Below are 15466 nucleotides of genomic sequence, written 5' to 3' on the forward strand. Positions count from 1 at the left end.
ACGGCCGGGCGGGAGCCGCTCCGGCCGCGGTGGCCGGCGGCCGTGGCGCCGGCCACTGGGGCGGGGCCGGCCGTTGCTGGTGAGGTCATGCTGCTCGTCCTTTCGGTGTTGCGCGGGCGACGACCGCGAGGGGGCGTTGGGCGTGGGGGCCGGTCAGGGCCTCGTGCAGGGCCGTGTGGTCTCGGCCGCTGACCGTGCGGGTCTTCCAGCCCTCGACTTCGAAGCGGTGGGCGATGCCGTGGGGCCAGCCCAGTGAGGCCGACCGGTTGTCGACGACGACGGCGGTCAGGTTGTCGAGGCTGAGACGGCCGGCCGTGACGATGGCCTCGTGGTTGCTGCCCTCGTCGAGTTCGCCGTCGCCGAGCAGCACCACGACGCGGGGGATACGCCGCCCCTGGGCGCGCAGACCCAGCGCCGTGCCCACGCCCAGACCAAGGCCGTGCCCCAGAGAGCCGCTGCTGATCTCCGCGCCGGGCACCAGGACGCGGTCGGGGTGGTGGCCCAGGGGTGACGCGAAGGTGGCCCACGAGCGCAGGTCGGTGACGCTGAGGAACCCTTTGGCCGCCAGCACGGCGTAGTAGGCGGCGGGGCCGTGGCCTTTGGACAGCAGGAGCCGGTCGCGGCCGGGGTCGTCGGCCCGGTCGGGGGAGATGTTGAGGACGCTGTCGTAGAGCACCCACAGCGCGTCGAGTGTGGACTCGGTGGCTGCCTGGTGCTTGTCGTCACCGGTCATGAGGCCGATGAGGGCCGGGAGATCGGCATATCTGGAAAGGGTCGTCGCCATAGCGCCAGCATGAAAGTTGAAGTTAACTGGAAGTCAAGGTAGCGACGCGACGACATAAGGAGTGAAATGAGTCACTTGCCAACCCGCCTCACGATCGGACAGGTGGCCGAACGTAGCGGCATTCCAGCGACCACGCTGCGCTTCTACGAGGAGCGCGGGCTGATCCGGGCCGAGCGCACAGCGGGCAACCAGCGGCGCTACCACCGCAGCACGCTGCGCCGACTAGCGTTCATCTCGGCCGCCCAGCGGGTCGGGCTGACACTGCATCAGATCTACGAGGCGTTGGCGGCCTTGCCTGAAGAACGCACACCCACGGCTGAGGACTGGGCGCTCCTGTCCGAGCAGTGGCGCGTCGAGCTGGAGACCCGTATCGACGCGCTCCAGCGGCTACGGGATCGGCTCACCTCGTGTATCGGGTGCGGCTGCCTGTCGCTGCGCACCTGCGGCCTGCACAACGACGACGACACACTCGCCGCCTACGGGCCGGGGGCGCCGCTGCTCAAGCCGGTTCACGAAGGGGGTGTGTGACGCCCTCCCCGCACCGGTGCGGGCCCCGGCGAGCAGGGAAGTGGCAGGGCACCGCCGGTGCCAGGGAGATTCGGCCCTCCCGCCTGCACCGACGATAAGCATTCTTGACCTCTTCCCCTTGGCTGAAACCGGGGGTGCGCGCCGCTGGAAAACCGATCACCACCGCGCGCACGCTGGGTCTGCCCCGGCATGGGCGGCGGCTTCGTCCCCTTGGACAACACCCCCTGCACACGTGGGGCGGGCGAAAAACGCCTTGGAGTGGAAACGAGTCCAGGAAACGGGGCTCCTCGCTCCGAGGCGACGGGCGGCCTCGGCGTGGGGAGCCGCGGGTGCTCGTGGACGGCGGGACCGGCTCAGCTCACGACGCTGGCTCCGGGAACATCGCCGTAGGCGGTGATCGTGCGCGCGCACCTGCCGGCCTCCAGCAGCCGCGCGGCTATGCGCTGCGCGTCACGCTCGTCGGCCGCGAGGAAGGCACACGTGGGTCCGGAACCGGACACGAGAGTGCCCAGGGCGCCCGCCTCTTCACCGACGGCCAGGGTGTGGCTCAGCTCGGGACGCAGCGATACGGCGGCGCGCTGGAGATCGTTATCGAGAGCCGCACCGACGGCCGCGGCGTCGCCGCTGGCCAGTGCTGCCACGAGGGCGGGGTCACACTGTGGCTGCGGGGCGTCGGGACGCAGCCGGTCATAGGCACGGAAGACCTCGCCGGTGGACAGACCTCCCTCGGCGAGCGCGAACACCCAGTGCAGCCCTCCGCCGCACGGCAGCGGCTCCAGCACTTCCCCGCGGCCCGTGCCCAGGGCGGTACGACCCAGTAAAGGGAAGGCGACGTCGCTGCCCAGTCGGGCGGCCAGGTCGAGGAGGTCCTGTTGGGCCATCCCCGTTTTCCACAGCGTGTCGCATGCCACAAGAGTCGCGGCGGCGTCGGCGCTGCCGCCGGCCATCCCGCCGGCTACGGGGATGTTCTTGTGCAGGTCAATGGTGATGGGTGTGCCGGCACCGGTCTCGTGCGCCAGCACAGCGGCGGCGCGCACGGCGAGGTTGCTGGTGTCGTCGGGAACGCGCGTGGGTCCGGAACCGGTCTCGCCGGTGACGCGGAGGATGATTTCGCCCGGTGCGGAACCGGGCTCCCGCGCTGTAACGGTAACCTCGTCGAAGACCGAGACAGCGTGAAAGACATTGACCAGATCGTGGTATCCATCTTCACGCGCTGGCCCCACCGCCAACTGGAGGTTGACCTTCGCGGGCACACGTACGGTTACGGCGGTCATAGCGGTCACGAGTCCTAGATCGTAAAGGAAGCTTCGCCTCCGTGAACCCCTTCGCCCCTCAGGGGCCCTTGTGCCGTGGGGAGATTCTCCGCAGGATGGTGGGCGCCCACGTAGCGATCTCCCCCGTTTTCGGCCTGCCGTGCGCCCGTGCGAGGGGGTTCGGCGACCGGTACGGGTGGGTATCAGGACGCAATCCCAGCTACCTTTGGGGCCAGGCGGAGTTTGGAAACCGTCGGGGAGGGTCGCTTGCCGTCGGATGGGCTCCCGAAGAACCTAGAACCGCTGGCCGCCGGAGATCCGGCGACCATCGGACCTTACGTGCTGGCCGGGCGACTGGGCAGCGGCGGGATGGGGACGGTCTACCTGGGCCGCTCCCCTGAGAAGGGTGACCAGGTCGCGATCAAGGTCATCCGGCCGGAACTAGCCTTCGACGAGGCCACCCGTGCCCGGTTCCGCGACGAGATGGAAAACGCCCGCCGCGTCGCCTCTTTTTGTACCGCCAAGATCCTGGACCACGGGACTTTCGAGAACCGGCCCTACATGGTCACCGAGTACATCTCGGGTACGGCGCTGGCCGAGCACATCGCCAAGGAGGGGCCGCTCGACTCCAGCACGCTGCACGGCTTCGCGTTGGGGGTGGCCGCGGCGCTGGCCGCGATCCACGGCTCCGGTCTTGTTCACCGCGACCTCAAGCCGGCGAACGTGATCCTGTCGCTGTCGGGTCCGCGCGTCATCGATTTCGGCATCGCCCGCGCACTCAACACCGTGACGAGCCACACCCAGACGGGCATCGTCATGGGCAGCCCGGGGTGGATGGCGCCCGAACAGCTCCTGGAGGAGAAGGTCACTACGGCGGCCGACATCTTCGCTTGGGGGTGCCTGGTCGCCTTCGCCGGCAACGGCGTCCACCCCTTCGGTAACGGCGACGCCATGACCCTGGGCAAGCGCATGCTGTTCGCCGAGCCCCAGATCGGTTCGCTTGACAGCCCCTTGGACCGACTGGTGGCCCGGGCGTTGGCCAAAGAGGCCGACCGCCGCCCCAAGGCCCAAGATCTGCTGCTGGAACTGGCCGGCGGAAGCTCAGACAACAGCGACGCCAACGACATGGTCAGCCACGCGCTGCACCAGTCGTGGCGGCCCAACCTTCCCCCGCTGCCTCCGATGCCGCAGCAGCCGCCCCCGCCCGGCGGAGCGCAGCCCGCTCCCGGTGGCCGACCGGCCCCCGGTTCGCAGCCGCCCCCACCACCGCCCTACCCCGGGCAAGCCGGCCCTCCGCCGGCCCAACCGCCTCAGCAACCGCCTCCACCGGTGCCGCCCGGGGCGGGCCAAGGCGGAGGCAACGCCGCGCCCCCGAGCCAGCCCCCCCACGGTGCGCCCGTCCAGCAGCCGCAGCAGGCAGGGCACCACACGGGGCAGTTCCCCACGGTGGGGCCCCACCACACGGGGCCGGTACCGCCGGTGAGCGGCGGCCCGCCACCCCAGCAGCCCAGCCGGCCGCACGCTGCCCCGGGGGCGCCGCAGTCCCAGCCCTACGTGCCGCCGGTGGCCCCGCCGCCGCACACCCCGTTGCAGCCCTCGCGTCGGCGGATCAAATGGCTCGTGGCCATCGGTGCGATCGGCGTCATACTGGCCCTGTTGGTCTTCGGTCTCCTCGTCCAGTTCGGCTCCACCGGCTTCGGACTGACCGGTTCGGCGCCCGAGGAGGGGGAAGGCGCCGCAGCGAGTCAAGAGCCGTCCAGCGGCGCCCCGTCGGACTCTCTGTCGGACTCTCCCACGAGCAGCAGCACGGCGCCTCAGGGCCATGCCGACGGCCCGGTGCGGTTCACGCTGCGCGACTTCGAGTGCGGCCCCGAGCTTCGGGGCCGCTCCACTGTGCACAACGGCCAGTACTGCGTGGTCCCGGTGACAGTGGAGAACACCTCCAACGAGCCGATCCGGCTGCAACCCGAATGGCAAAAGATCGGTCCGCTCGGTGGCGCGCTGCACTCAGCGGAACAGCCCACTCCGCAGGAGGCGCAGGCGTCGCTGTGGCAGACCATCCCGCCCCACGAACGCGCCGAGGGCCGGATCGTCTTCATCCTCGACGACGACATCACCCCCACCCGACTGCTGCTCCGCGGTCAGGAGAGCAGCGACGGCGTCCGTGTCGACCTGGAACAGCGGCAGGAAGCGCTCGACAGCACGCCCACCTGAGGCCGGGGCGCATCCGCGCGGCGGCAAAAGGTCAGGAGCCGTGGCGGCCGCAGCCGCGTGGGCAGGCCCGAGCCGGCGCCTGGGTGCTGTTTTTAGACGGGCAGCGAGGGCCGACGGTGGGCACACGCGGGTGCGCGCCTCTGCTGCCGTCTTCGCAGGCTGGCGAGATCGCGCAGCGATCGAGGCACGAGCCAACGAAGAACACCCCACCCCAGCCGCCCGAAAACAGAACCCAGCGCGTCTCCACGGGCGCCCGCCACGGTGCGACAGCTCCGGTTCAGGACGGCCGGGCGGCGGCCTCGCGGTTGGCCGCGATCCGGGCGAAGTCGGTGACGTCCAGCGTCTCCCCACGGGCCGTGGGTGCGACTCCGGCCGCCCGCAGCGCGGCCTCCGCCGCGGCCGGGGTTCCGGCCCACGGGGCCAAGGCCGAGCGCAGGGTTTTGCGGCGCTGGGCGAAGGCGGCGTCGATGACGGCGAAGACCTCCTCGCGCGTGGCCGGGGTCGACGGTGCGGGACGCCGGTGCAGCTCCACCAGGCCGGAGTCGACGTTGGGGACGGGCCAGAAGACACCGCGGCCAACGGCCCCGGCCCGGCGCACCTCGGCATACCACGCGGCCTTGACCGAAGGCGCGCCATAGACGCGGCTGCCCGGGCGTGCGGCCAGCCGGTCGGCCACCTCCGCCTGCACCATCACCAGGGCCCGACGCAAGGACGGCAGCGACTCCAGCAGGTGCAGCACCACAGGCACGGCCACGTTGTAGGGCAGATTGGCCACGAGCGCGGTCGGTTCGGGGCCGGGCAGCTCCGTAACGCGCAGCGCGTCGGCGGCCACCACCTCCAGCCGGTCGGCCACCTCCGGGGCGTACTCGGCCACGGTGTCCGGCAGCGCCGCGGCCAAAACGGTGTCGATCTCCACAGCCACGATCCGGCGCACAACGGGCAGCAGCGCCAGCGTCAGCGAGCCCAGACCGGGTCCGACCTCCACGACGACGTCCTCGGCTCCGACGCCGGAGACACGCACGATCCTGCGCAGCGTGCCGGCGTCGACGACGAAGTTCTGTCCAAGGGTCTTGGTCGGCCGCAGCCCCAACCGGTCAGCGATACGCCGCACGTCGGCCGGGGTGAGCAGCCGCGTGGCGCCGGTGCTCTCAGAGTGGGTCACCCTCGTATTCTCGCAGGCATCGGCGGCACCGCCCGCGAGGCCGCTGGAGAGGCCCCCGGACCGGCGATCCGTGAGCGCCCCGGGTAAAGCCGCTGTCATGCGAGCCGCGACAATGAGACCGCATGCCCCAGTCGTGGTAGCCACTCGCTCACGGAGGTCGTATGGGACCGCTCAACGGAACGCGCATCGTAGAGTTCGCCGGCATTGGTCCGGGGCCGATGGCAGCCATGCTGCTCACCGATCTCGGGGCCAGCGTGATCCGAGTGGACCGCCCCGCCACGGTTGAGGCCGAGAAAGGTGGGGCGCCCGCCCCCCACATGAGCGCCGGCCGTCCCGCGTTGGGGGTCGACCTCAAAAGCGAGGCGGGAGTGGCGATCGCGCGACGGCTCGTCGACGCGGCCGACGTGGTGTTGGAGGGGTTCCGGCCCGGCGTTATGGAGCGTCTGGGGCTGGGGCCCCAGGCCTGTACGGAGACCAACCCCGGCCTGGTGTACGCCCGGATGACCGGGTGGGGACAGAGCGGACCGCTGGCGCAGCGGGCCGGCCATGACATCAGCTACCTCTCGCTCAACGGTGCGTTGCACAGCTTTGGCCGGGCGGGTCAGGCGCCGGTGCCCCCGGCGAACCTGGTTGCCGACTTCGGCGGCGGCGCCATGTTCGTCGTGACCGGTATTCTGAGCGCCTTGCTCGAACGGCAGCGTTCAGGCCAGGGTCAGGTGGTCGACGCCGCCATGGTCGACGGGAGTTCCCTGCTGCTGTCGATGATGTACGAGGACCGCGAACGCGGCGCCTGGAGCGACGAGCGCGGCACCAACTATCTCGACACCGGCGCACCGTTTTACGACGTCTACGCCTGCGCAGACGGGGGCTACGTCTCCGTGGGCTGTCTCGAACCGCAGTTCTACGCCGCTTTCCTGGACGGGATCGGCCTGGCCGACGCCGACTTGCCCGACCAGTGGGATCGGCAGCGCTGGCCGGAACTGCGGGAGCGCTTCGCCGCGGCTCTGCGCAGCCGGGATCGCGACACGTGGGCGGAGATCTTCGCCGATACCGACGCCTGCGTGCAGCCCGTGCTGTCGCTGGCGGAGGCTCCCCACCACCCCCACGTGGCGGCACGCGGCTCGGTAACGGACGCACAGGGACGCCTCCACCCCGGGACGGCCCCGCGGTTCAGCCGCACTCCCACGGCCGCCTCACGCGCTCCCAGCTACCGAGAGCCGTCGCTGGCCGACACGCTCAAGGAGTGGGGCGTGGAACTACCCGACGAGACCGCACGGTAGTCGGGAAGCTGTTCAGGTGGCTTCCCTGTCGTAGGGAGGACGACGGCCGTTGAGCTTGGCCGCGGGGCGGCGCGGCCCCGGCTCGCTGTCCTCTTGGTCGTCCCAGAAGTGCTTCTGCACGAACCGGCGGGGGTTGAGGTCTTCGACGTCGAAGTCCTTGAACTCGGGCCCCAGCCCTTCCCGCAGGTCGTTCTTGGCGCTGTCGGCGAACTTCCTGAGTTGGCGCAGGGCCCGGCCGGCCTGCGACGCCGCTTTGGGGAGTTGATCGGGGCCCAAAATGAGCAGCGCGAGGATGCCCAAGACGATGAATTCGCCCGCCCCAATGTTGAACATCTGGCACTCCTTGCGACCCGCCGCAGCTCGCCCGATCCGCTGGCGTCCGCCAACAGACTAGCCGCTAGCAGGCTAGCCCATGGCGATGGTGTTGGGGAGAGTGGTGCGGCCAACGGGAGCGCGAAGGACAACGAAACACCGGGCGACTCGCAGGGGCGAGGCTGGGAACAAAACGCGGCCTCCCGCCCGCCGTAAGCACGGGCGAAAGGCCGCGAAACAATCACGACAGCGTCAGAGCGCGCGCACGTTGGACGCCTGCGGCCCCTTGGGGCTCTGTGTGATCTCGAACTCGACCGACTGATTCTCTTCCAGGTTCCGGAAGCCGCTACCCGCGATCGCCGAGTAATGCACGAACACGTCCGGGCCACCGCCCTCGACCGCGATGAACCCGAAACCCTTTTCAGAGCTGAACCACTTCACGGTGCCCTGAGCCATGCTGCTCTCCCTTTGGGGACGAAATCGGGACCGCACCCTGCTGGCCCCGGGTTGCCGGGCGCCCGCTCGGAGAGTCAGTGACCACGAGTGTCTAGCGCCCACGTGAAGTTCCGCGAGGCGCCTAGGGCATCCATGGAAACTACAGCCGCAACCACTTCTGAGAATATCAGGAGTGTTACGAACTTGCCGAGGTTTCGCTGCGACGAAACCGGGCGAGTCGACCGCGATTGTCCCGCCGGCCCGGGAGGCCCGCCGCCGCTTCCGGGTACGACACGCCGACGCCCGCTGAGGCGGCACAGCTCAGCCCGAGCCAGAGCTGCCGTAGATCCAGGTGTCGAACCACATGCGGTCGGCCCACTGCTCGTAGGGGATGATCTGCGCGCTGAGGACCGGGTAGAAGAAGAGGAAATTCGCGACGATCAACAGCATGACCACCCCGTAGCCGACCCCACCGACGATCCGTCTGCGGGGCGAGTACTGGGGATCGTCGGCGTCGCGGCCCATGAGCAGCCCCAGCGCCAGGACGATCGCCAGCGCCAAAAACGGCAGCATCGGCAGCGCGTAGAACACGAACATCGTGCGCTCGGGGTAGGTGAACCAGGGCAGCCACCCGGCCGCGACCCCCAGCAGCACCGCGCCGGCGCGCCAGTCTCGATAGGTGACCCACCAGCCGATCATGACCAGGCACGCCGCGATCGACAGCCACCACACCGCGGGAGAACCGATGGCCAAGATGGCCCTGGAACAGTTGGCGGCACCGCACGTGGTCTCGTCACCGTTGTAGAAGAACGCCACGGGGGTGCGCATGATGATCCACTCCCACGGCCGGGAAGCGTAGTCGTGCGACGACGACAGCCCTGTGTGGAAGTTCATCATCTCGGCGTGGTAGTGCACCAGGCTGCGCAGCGGGTTGACCACGGCCAGCACCGGTTCCGGCAGCCGCGCCCAGATCCCGGTGACGTTCTCGGCGGCCCAGTGGCGCCCCCAGCCGATCGGGCTGGTGAACCAGCCGATCCAGCTCGCCAGATAGACCACGAACGCCACCCCGACGGTGGCGAAGAACGCGGGGATGGCGTCGAACAGCAACCAGCGTCCCGGGACGCCGCGCTGGCCTGCACTCCGCCGAGCCCCATAGTCCCAGGCGACGGTGAGCAGGCCGAAGGCCGCGAGGTAGAACAGAGCCGACCACTTCGTGGCGCAGGCCATACCGAAGCACAAGCCGGCCGCCAGGCGCCACCCACGAAAGCCCAACCAGCCGGCGGCGTGTTGCCCCGCGGCTGTGAGGTCGGCTATGCGTTCGCGCATCCGGTCCCGGTCGACGACCAGGCACGTGAACCCGGCCAGTACCCAAAACATCAAGAAGATGTCGACCATGGCGATGCGGCTCATGGTGAAGTGCAGTCCGTCCAGTGCCAAGACGAGCCCCGCCGAGGCCGCCAGAAGCACCGAGCGCGTCATGCGCAGCGCCAGGCGCACCAGTAGCACCACCGAAAGCGCGCCCACGACCGCAGCGGCCACGCGCCAGCCGGTGGGAGACATCGCCGCGCCGAAGGGCAGCAGCCCCCAGAGGTAGTCGCCGAGGGCGATCATCCACTTGCCCATGGGCGGGTGGACGACGAAGTCGCCGGTGCCGGTCCAGATATCGTGGTTGCCTTGGGCCAAGAGCGCGTCGGCGTTCTCGACCGTCTCGTGCTCCACTCCGTAGGTGCGAAGGCCGAAAGCGTCCTTGGCGTAGTAGGTCTCGTCGAAGTAGATCTCCCCCGGTTCGCCGAGCCTGAGCATGCGAATAACGAAGGCGAACAAGCCGACGAGAGTGGCGGCCAGCCAGCCAAGGTAGGGCGGGCGGGGCATCGGTGGCACCAGCCGCTCCCGGAGGGAGGAACCGGCACCGGCGGGTGGATCGGTGGCTGGGGGAAGGGCTGTCGTGGTCATCGCGGCCATACTAGATCGGGGGGCTGGGCAACGCTGTGCGACTTGACCGGGCGGCAGTAACGGGGTGCCGGCCGGGTCGGGGGCGGCAGCGTTGGTAAGGCTAACGGTAGCGTCACGGAATGAGCGGAATGTGACTGATTTGCCGGAAAAGGTAAGCGGTAACGCTAGCGCCCCCGGAACACTGACCTTGGCAGGGCTGCCCATCGGCCACAGCGAGGACGCATCGCCCCGGCTACGCCGTGCGCTCACTGAAGCGCGCATCATAGCCGCAGAAGACACGCGCCGGCTACGCAGCTTCGCCGCGCGACTGGGCATCAGCCTCGGAGGTGAGACGGGCGCACGCATCGTCTCCTATTTCGACGCCAACGAGCGCCGCCGTGCCGAGGAGCTGATCGAGGAACTGCGGGCGGGCCACGACGTGCTTGTGGTGACCGACGCGGGGATGCCCGGCGTGTCCGACCCCGGCTACCGGCTGGTGACCGCCTGCGTGGCGGCGGGCGTGCCCGTGACGGTCGCCCCCGGCCCCTCGGCGGTGACCGCGGCGCTGGTGGTCTCGGGGCTGCCCACCGACCGCTTCTGCTTTGAGGGGTTTCTGCCGCGCAAGGGGACCGCCACCCACCTGGCCGAGCTGGCTCAGGAGCGGCGGACCATGGTGTTCTTCGAGTCCCCGCACCGACTGGCCGCCACCCTGCGGGCGATGGCGACGGCCTTCGGCGGCGACCGCCGGGCCGCCGTGTGCCGGGAACTGACCAAAACCTACGAGGAGGTCCGCCGGGCGTCGCTCGACGAGCTGGCGGAGTGGGCCGAGGGCACGGTCCGCGGGGAGGTCACCGTCGTCGTGGCCGGTGCCGCCGAGGTCGCGGCGAGCCGAGAGCCCGCCGATCTGGCCGCGGCGGTGGCCGACCGCGAAGCCGCGGGCGTGGCGCGCAAGCAGGCCATCCAGGAGGTCGCCAAGCGGCTCAACGTTCCCAAACGCGAGGTCTACGACGCGGTGCACCGGTAAGGTCCTGGCTCCCGCCTCCGCAGGGGCGTTCCCCTGGGGGCGGCCCACACCATCTATTCACTCACGACTTGACAAACCCAGAGACCCCCTGCGAGCGACTGCGTCCCCCGTCTTGGGGCAAGCGCGGGAGCTGCGCCGGCGCCGTCGCTGCGGGGCCACCGCCGGGAGGCGGGTGCGTGCGTCCTCGGTGGCTGCGGTTCGCCCGCCGTTTCCAACGCACACCCCGGCGAACGCCAAAGCGGGGCGCCCCGGCAGCCGCCGAGACGCCCCGCTGTCAACGCGGTCAAGCGCGCGCTTAGACCACGGCGCCGTCGCTTTCTTCGCGAGCGGTCCGCAGCTCCTTGCGCTGCTTGGTCTTTTGTTCCCGGACCACGTGGGGCGGTGGCGTCTTGTCGAAGCGCTGCATCCAGATCGCCAGTGGCACACCCACGAAGACCGTGGAGAACATGCCCGAGATCAACCCCACCAACATCGCTACGGAGAAGTCCGTCAGCGAGGAGCCGCCGAAGATGGCCAGCGTCGCCAGGATGAAGATGCCGCCGATACCGGAGTTCACCGTACGCGGGATCGTGTGCAGGATCGCGGTGTTGGCGATGCTGGCGAAGCTCGACTTGGTGTCGTGGGCCCACTCGTCGCGGACCCGGTCGAACACCACCACCGAGTCGTTCACGGAGAAACCGATGACGCTGAGGATGGCCGCGAGGAACACGCCGTCGATGGGTCGACCCAGCCAGCAGAACAGGCCGATGACCACCACGATGTCGAAGGCCAGGGCGAACATCGTCGACACACCGAAGGACCATCGGAACCGCCAGGCGAGGTAGCCCATTTGCAGCACCAGCGCGGCGATCAGGGCGATGAGTGCCTTGTTGCGCAGCTCGTCGCCCATACTCGGGCCGATCTTTTCGTCACTGATCCGTTCGACCTGCCCGCCCTGTTGGGCCAGCGCGTCTTGGACCTCCTGCGCCTCGGCGTCGGAGAGCTGCCCGGTACGCACCGCGACGTCGGCGTCCCCGGACTGTTGGACCACCGCCTCCGGGTAACCGGCCTCGGAGACGAGCTGACGGGCCTCGGACACGCTCACCGGCTCGCTGACGGTGAAGTCCATGAGCCGGCCGCCGGTGAACTCCACGCCGAAGTCGGGCGTGCGCACGAACATGCCCAAGATGGCGACCAGGGCGATCGCGCCGGTCACCCCCAGCCACAGGGTGCTGCGCTTCATCAGGTCGGGGCTGCGCCGGATCAGCCAGGAGCGCACGACACTGATCCGCGAGATGCCGCTGACGGCGGGGTGGTTGCGCACGATCTTACGGCGCACCGCCCATTCCACCAGCACCCGGGCCACGACCAGCGCCGAGAACATCGAGACGATGGTGCCCAGGCCCAGCGTGACGCCGAAGCCGCGCACCGTCCCCGCGGCGAAGATGAACAGCAGCGCCGCGGCGATGAGCGTGGTCACGTTGGTGTCCAAGACCGCGCTCCACGCCCGCTGCGTACCGGTAAGGAACGCCTTTTGCAGGTTGGGCGGGATGGCGCGCCGGCGCCGCCGCGAGAGCACGCCGGCTTCGGCGTCTTGGATCTCGGAGTCGGTGGCGTCGACCATGCCGGCGGACTTGTTCGACTGGTAGACGCGCTCTTGGCGCTGGTACTCCTCGCGTGCTCGCTCGAAGATCAGCACGTTGGCGTCGATGGCCATACCGATGGCCAGCACGAACCCCGCGAGGCCGGGCAAGGTCAGCGTCGCCCCCAACGCCACCAGCGCCGCGTAGGCCAGCAGCGTGTAGCTCGCCAGCGCCAGCGACGCCAGGAAGCCGACGAGCCGGTAGGTGACGCAGATGTAGAGGCCGGTGAGCAGCAGACCGATGGCGCCGGCGATGAAACTGGCGCGGATGGCGTCCTCACCCAGCGTCGGGCCGACGGTCTGGCGCTGGATCTCGGTGACCGGCAGCGGCAGCGAGCCGCCCTCGATCAGCACGGCGAGCTCTTGGGCGCGCTCTTTGTCGAAGTCGCCGGTGATCGTGGTCTGGCCGCCGGCCATGCCGACGTCACAGGCGATGCTGGAGTCGACCTCCGGGGAGGAGATGATCTGGTTGTCCAGCACGATGGCGACGCGCCGCTTGGGGTCGCCTTCGGCGTTACAGGCCGCCTGGCCGGTCAGCTCCTGCCACTGCTGGATGCCCTCGCCCTCGAAGTCGACGTTGACCTGCCAGTTGGTCTGGTACTGGTCGAGGCCGGCTTCGGCGCCTTCGACCTGGTCGCCTTGGATGGCGGCCGGGCCGAGCTGGAGTTGGGTCCCCTGCTGGTCGGGCAGCGTGAGCGCGACGTCCTCGGGGTCGGCCGACTGGGCCGCCGAGCCCTGGCCTTGCTGTTGCTGGAGCTGCTCCATGAGCTGTTGCTGCTGCTCTTGGGTCATCTCCTGGCCACCGTCGGAGGAGCCTTCCTCGTTGGAGGCGGGGGCCCGGGCCTCGTCGGCGGGTGGGTTGGCGCTGTCGCCGCCCCCGCCGCCGGCGGCACCACCGGCACCGCCGGGCAGTTGCATACCGCCGCCCTGGGACGGGGCCACACCCACCACCGGGTGGAAGGTGAGCTGAGCGGTCTGGCCGATGATCTCGGCCGCTTCGGTGGGGTCCTGGACCCCGGGGAGTTCGACAAGAATCCGGTTCTCGCCGGACCGGGACATGTTGGCTTCGCTGACGCCGAGGGTGTCGATGCGCTGGCGAAGCACCTGGAGAACCTTGTCGGTGTTCTCGGCGTTGGCTTCGGTGCCGTCTTCACCGTCTTGGGCTTGCAGGATGATCTGGGTACCGCCGCTGAGGTCGAGCCCCAGTTGGGGCGGGATGAACCACGCCGCGGCGAATGCGCCGAGCACGACGACAAGGGAGATGATGCCGCGCAGCCAGCGCGCACCGGCTCCCGATGAATTGGACAATGGAATTACCTCTCACGACAAGAACTGACATCCCGGCGGTGCCGGGATCGGGGGATGTCACGTACCTGTGGTGAGCGGCGGGCCTCGAGGGGACGGCAGGCCGGCCGAAGGCTCGGTGTGGGGCGAGTCGCCCGTTTCGCCGCCACTGACATGCCGCACCCCCACCGGTTGGGGGGTGAGCATCCGTTGCGGGACGTAGCCGTCGGGCAGGTCGCGCACCGGTGGCCGGTTGTCGGTGTTGCCCTGGGCCAAAAACCGCGCGATCGAGGCGGAATCGTGGGCGGGGCCGGCGACGGCGTGGGCGCCGAAACCGACTGTGGCCAGCTCGACGGAGCGCTCGGTGGCGGGCTCAGCCGAGCCAGACGAGGCGGAGGCCAGCGGCAGCAGCGGTGAGCACAGCGACACCAGGAGCGCGCTCAGCAAGGTAGCCAGTGGTGTGGCCAGGACACGGGAAACCGTGGTGACCACCTTCCTTCAAGCCCTCGGAGCGTGAGCTGGCGTGCGGGAACGCGGCTGCCATTATCACGGGCCAGGCCGCGCGCGCCCCTTCAGTCACCACACACTACCGACGTAACGTGCGGGAAAAGTCACCTCTGCCGCCCGGATCGTCGGGGTCTCCCGCTGGAGGGGCGGATTCACCAGCCAAACTTCGCCAAAGTTACAAAGCGGCAGCATTGCTGAAGGTGCCGTGAGGGCGGGGGCCGTATGCGGCTCGTCTGCCGGCGAGGAGGGGACCGCCATCGAGGCCGTGTCGCGAAGCCCGGGGGTGTTTCTGTGGGGTTGTCACGTCGGGGGCGGGGTGTAGGTGGGGAGCTGATGTGTGTCCGGGGAGGGGCGCGGGACGCGCCCCTTTCGTACATGCCCTTGACCCTATCCACCGAACTGGCGCTGGATGGGCGGTGATCTGGGATGGGTTCTTTCCGCTGGTCGCGCTGGACCACCGTGGCCGCCGTGTTCATGTGGGCCGTGATCGCTGCGGGGGTGTCCTATTCGCCCATGTTCGAGCTGGCCTTGCGCCATGGCGAACCGCAGCGGCGCGCGGCGCTGTTCCCGCTGTCGGTGGATGGCATGATCGTGGCTTCGTCGATGGCGTTGCTCTCGGAGGCCCGCAAAGGTAAGCGCGGTGGGCTGTTGCCGTGGAGTCTGCTGGTTCTGGGCAGTGTGGCCAGTCTGGCCGCGAACGTGGCGGGAGTGTTCTCCGTCCGCTGGTGCCTCGATCGCTGCGCGATCTCGGCCGCCTCAACGGGGGCGCTGTGTCTCCGAACATCGCTGTTGTGCAGGGTGCTGCTGTTGTGGGGGATACGCCGGGGGGCGGTGTCTTGGTGGGGTGGTGGCTGAGGGCGCGCCGGAAGGCGTCGAGCCGCCCCGCTCCCGTCCACCCGGTCACGGTGCTCGCCCCACGCCGGCCCCAAGCCCCGTCGTGGCACCCGTTCCACCTCAAGCACAGCCCGCCCCGGGCTGCCGAGATCGCGAAGCGATCGAGGCACGAGCGACGGGAAACCCCGCACGCTCTCCGCAGACCAAAACCACACCCCACCGCACCCCCAGGGGCGGATCGTGCTTCTATCAGCGGTCTGGCGGTGCCTTCGGTCCCGGTGACCCCCGGATCATGG

The 15466-nt window shown here is 69.7% G+C and carries 13 protein-coding genes; 5 read left to right on the top strand and 8 right to left on the bottom strand.

The annotated features are described in order from the left end of the window. Positions 1 to 85 precede the first annotated feature (85 nt). Positions 86 to 784, bottom strand: a complete 699-nt coding sequence (locus tag ABD848_RS11190; RefSeq protein WP_344970656.1) for a transketolase — start codon at positions 782 to 784, stop codon at positions 86 to 88. Positions 785 to 850: 66 nt separating this feature from the next. On the opposite strand from ABD848_RS11190, the gene soxR reads away from it, so the two are divergent. After that, positions 851 to 1312, top strand: a complete 462-nt coding sequence (gene soxR / locus ABD848_RS11195; RefSeq protein ID WP_344970658.1) for a redox-sensitive transcriptional activator SoxR — start codon at positions 851 to 853, stop codon at positions 1310 to 1312. A gap of 353 nt (positions 1313 to 1665) precedes the next feature. Here soxR and ABD848_RS11200 read toward each other — a convergent pair whose 3' ends face one another. Next, positions 1666 to 2586, bottom strand: a complete 921-nt coding sequence (locus ABD848_RS11200) for a 4-(cytidine 5'-diphospho)-2-C-methyl-D-erythritol kinase (RefSeq protein WP_344970661.1) — start codon at positions 2584 to 2586, stop codon at positions 1666 to 1668. 246 nt (positions 2587 to 2832) lie between these two features. Here ABD848_RS11200 and ABD848_RS11205 point away from each other — a divergent pair, with 246 nt between their 5' ends. Beyond that, positions 2833 to 4779, top strand: a complete 1947-nt coding sequence (locus ABD848_RS11205; RefSeq protein WP_344970663.1) for a serine/threonine-protein kinase — start codon at positions 2833 to 2835, stop codon at positions 4777 to 4779. A gap of 277 nt (positions 4780 to 5056) precedes the next feature. Here ABD848_RS11205 and rsmA read toward each other — a convergent pair whose 3' ends face one another. Then, positions 5057 to 5941 carry a 16S rRNA (adenine(1518)-N(6)/adenine(1519)-N(6))-dimethyltransferase RsmA gene (gene rsmA, locus ABD848_RS11210; RefSeq protein WP_344970665.1) on the bottom strand — a complete coding sequence of 295 codons (885 nt, stop codon included), beginning with the start codon at positions 5939 to 5941 and terminating at the stop codon, positions 5057 to 5059. Positions 5942 to 6102: 161 nt separating this feature from the next. Between rsmA and ABD848_RS11215 the strand changes: the two genes are divergently transcribed. Continuing rightward, positions 6103 to 7221 (top strand): CaiB/BaiF CoA transferase family protein, encoded by a 1119-nt coding sequence (locus tag ABD848_RS11215; protein WP_344970667.1) that lies wholly within the window; start codon positions 6103 to 6105, stop codon positions 7219 to 7221. Between the two features lie 12 nt (positions 7222 to 7233). Here the strand turns inward: ABD848_RS11215 and ABD848_RS11220 are convergent, their stop codons facing one another. The 3 genes from ABD848_RS11220 to ABD848_RS11230 all read right to left on the bottom strand — a co-directional run bounded on the left by ABD848_RS11220 (position 7234) and on the right by ABD848_RS11230 (position 9921). Beyond that, a complete protein-coding gene (locus tag ABD848_RS11220) occupies positions 7234 to 7554 on the bottom strand; it encodes a sec-independent translocase (RefSeq protein WP_344970669.1) in 321 nt (106 codons plus the stop codon). Positions 7555 to 7785: 231 nt separating this feature from the next. Beyond that, the gene (locus ABD848_RS11225) at positions 7786 to 7989 is read right to left on the bottom strand and encodes a cold-shock protein (RefSeq protein WP_344970672.1); all 204 of its coding nucleotides are present in this window, start codon (positions 7987 to 7989) and stop codon (positions 7786 to 7788) included. Between the two features lie 300 nt (positions 7990 to 8289). Beyond that, the gene (locus ABD848_RS11230; RefSeq protein ID WP_344970674.1) at positions 8290 to 9921 is read right to left on the bottom strand and encodes a dolichyl-phosphate-mannose--protein mannosyltransferase; all 1632 of its coding nucleotides are present in this window, start codon (positions 9919 to 9921) and stop codon (positions 8290 to 8292) included. A 139-nt stretch (positions 9922 to 10060) separates the two neighbouring features. Here ABD848_RS11230 and rsmI point away from each other — a divergent pair, with 139 nt between their 5' ends. Next, positions 10061 to 10924: a 16S rRNA (cytidine(1402)-2'-O)-methyltransferase gene (rsmI, locus tag ABD848_RS11235; RefSeq protein WP_344970754.1), complete on the top strand. Its 864-nt coding sequence runs from the start codon at positions 10061 to 10063 to the stop codon at positions 10922 to 10924. A gap of 295 nt (positions 10925 to 11219) precedes the next feature. Here rsmI and secD read toward each other — a convergent pair whose 3' ends face one another. Next, positions 11220 to 13853, bottom strand: coding sequence for a protein translocase subunit SecD (gene secD / locus ABD848_RS11240; protein ID WP_344970677.1), 2634 nt, complete (start codon positions 13851 to 13853; stop codon positions 11220 to 11222). A gap of 57 nt (positions 13854 to 13910) precedes the next feature. Next, positions 13911 to 14321: a hypothetical protein gene (locus tag ABD848_RS11245; RefSeq protein ID WP_344970679.1), complete on the bottom strand. Its 411-nt coding sequence runs from the start codon at positions 14319 to 14321 to the stop codon at positions 13911 to 13913. Positions 14322 to 14762: 441 nt separating this feature from the next. Here ABD848_RS11245 and ABD848_RS11250 point away from each other — a divergent pair, with 441 nt between their 5' ends. Continuing rightward, entirely contained in the window at positions 14763 to 15191 is a 429-nt protein-coding gene (locus ABD848_RS11250) for a DUF2637 domain-containing protein (RefSeq protein WP_344970681.1), read from the top strand. Positions 15192 to 15466 lie beyond the last annotated feature (275 nt).

This window comes from Salinactinospora qingdaonensis (assembly GCF_039539445.1).
Classification (GTDB): Bacteria; Actinomycetota; Actinomycetes; order Streptosporangiales; family Streptosporangiaceae; genus Salinactinospora; species Salinactinospora qingdaonensis.

Bases quoted from the DNA above. Each gene is read 5' to 3' on its own strand.
- ABD848_RS11190 (WP_344970656.1), bottom strand. From the start codon at position 784: ATGGCGACGACCCTTTCCAGATATGCCGATCTCCCGGCCCTCATCGGC.
- soxR (WP_344970658.1), top strand. From the start codon at position 851: ATGAGTCACTTGCCAACCCGCCTCACGATCGGACAGGTGGCCGAACGT.
- ABD848_RS11200 (WP_344970661.1), bottom strand. From the start codon at position 2,586: ATGACCGCCGTAACCGTACGTGTGCCCGCGAAGGTCAACCTCCAGTTG.
- ABD848_RS11215 (WP_344970667.1), top strand. From the start codon at position 6,103: ATGGGACCGCTCAACGGAACGCGCATCGTAGAGTTCGCCGGCATTGGT.
- ABD848_RS11220 (WP_344970669.1), bottom strand. From the start codon at position 7,554: ATGTTCAACATTGGGGCGGGCGAATTCATCGTCTTGGGCATCCTCGCG.
- ABD848_RS11225 (WP_344970672.1), bottom strand. From the start codon at position 7,989: ATGGCTCAGGGCACCGTGAAGTGGTTCAGCTCTGAAAAGGGTTTCGGG.
- ABD848_RS11230 (WP_344970674.1), bottom strand. From the start codon at position 9,921: ATGACCACGACAGCCCTTCCCCCAGCCACCGATCCACCCGCCGGTGCC.
- ABD848_RS11250 (WP_344970681.1), top strand. From the start codon at position 14,763: ATGGGTTCTTTCCGCTGGTCGCGCTGGACCACCGTGGCCGCCGTGTTC.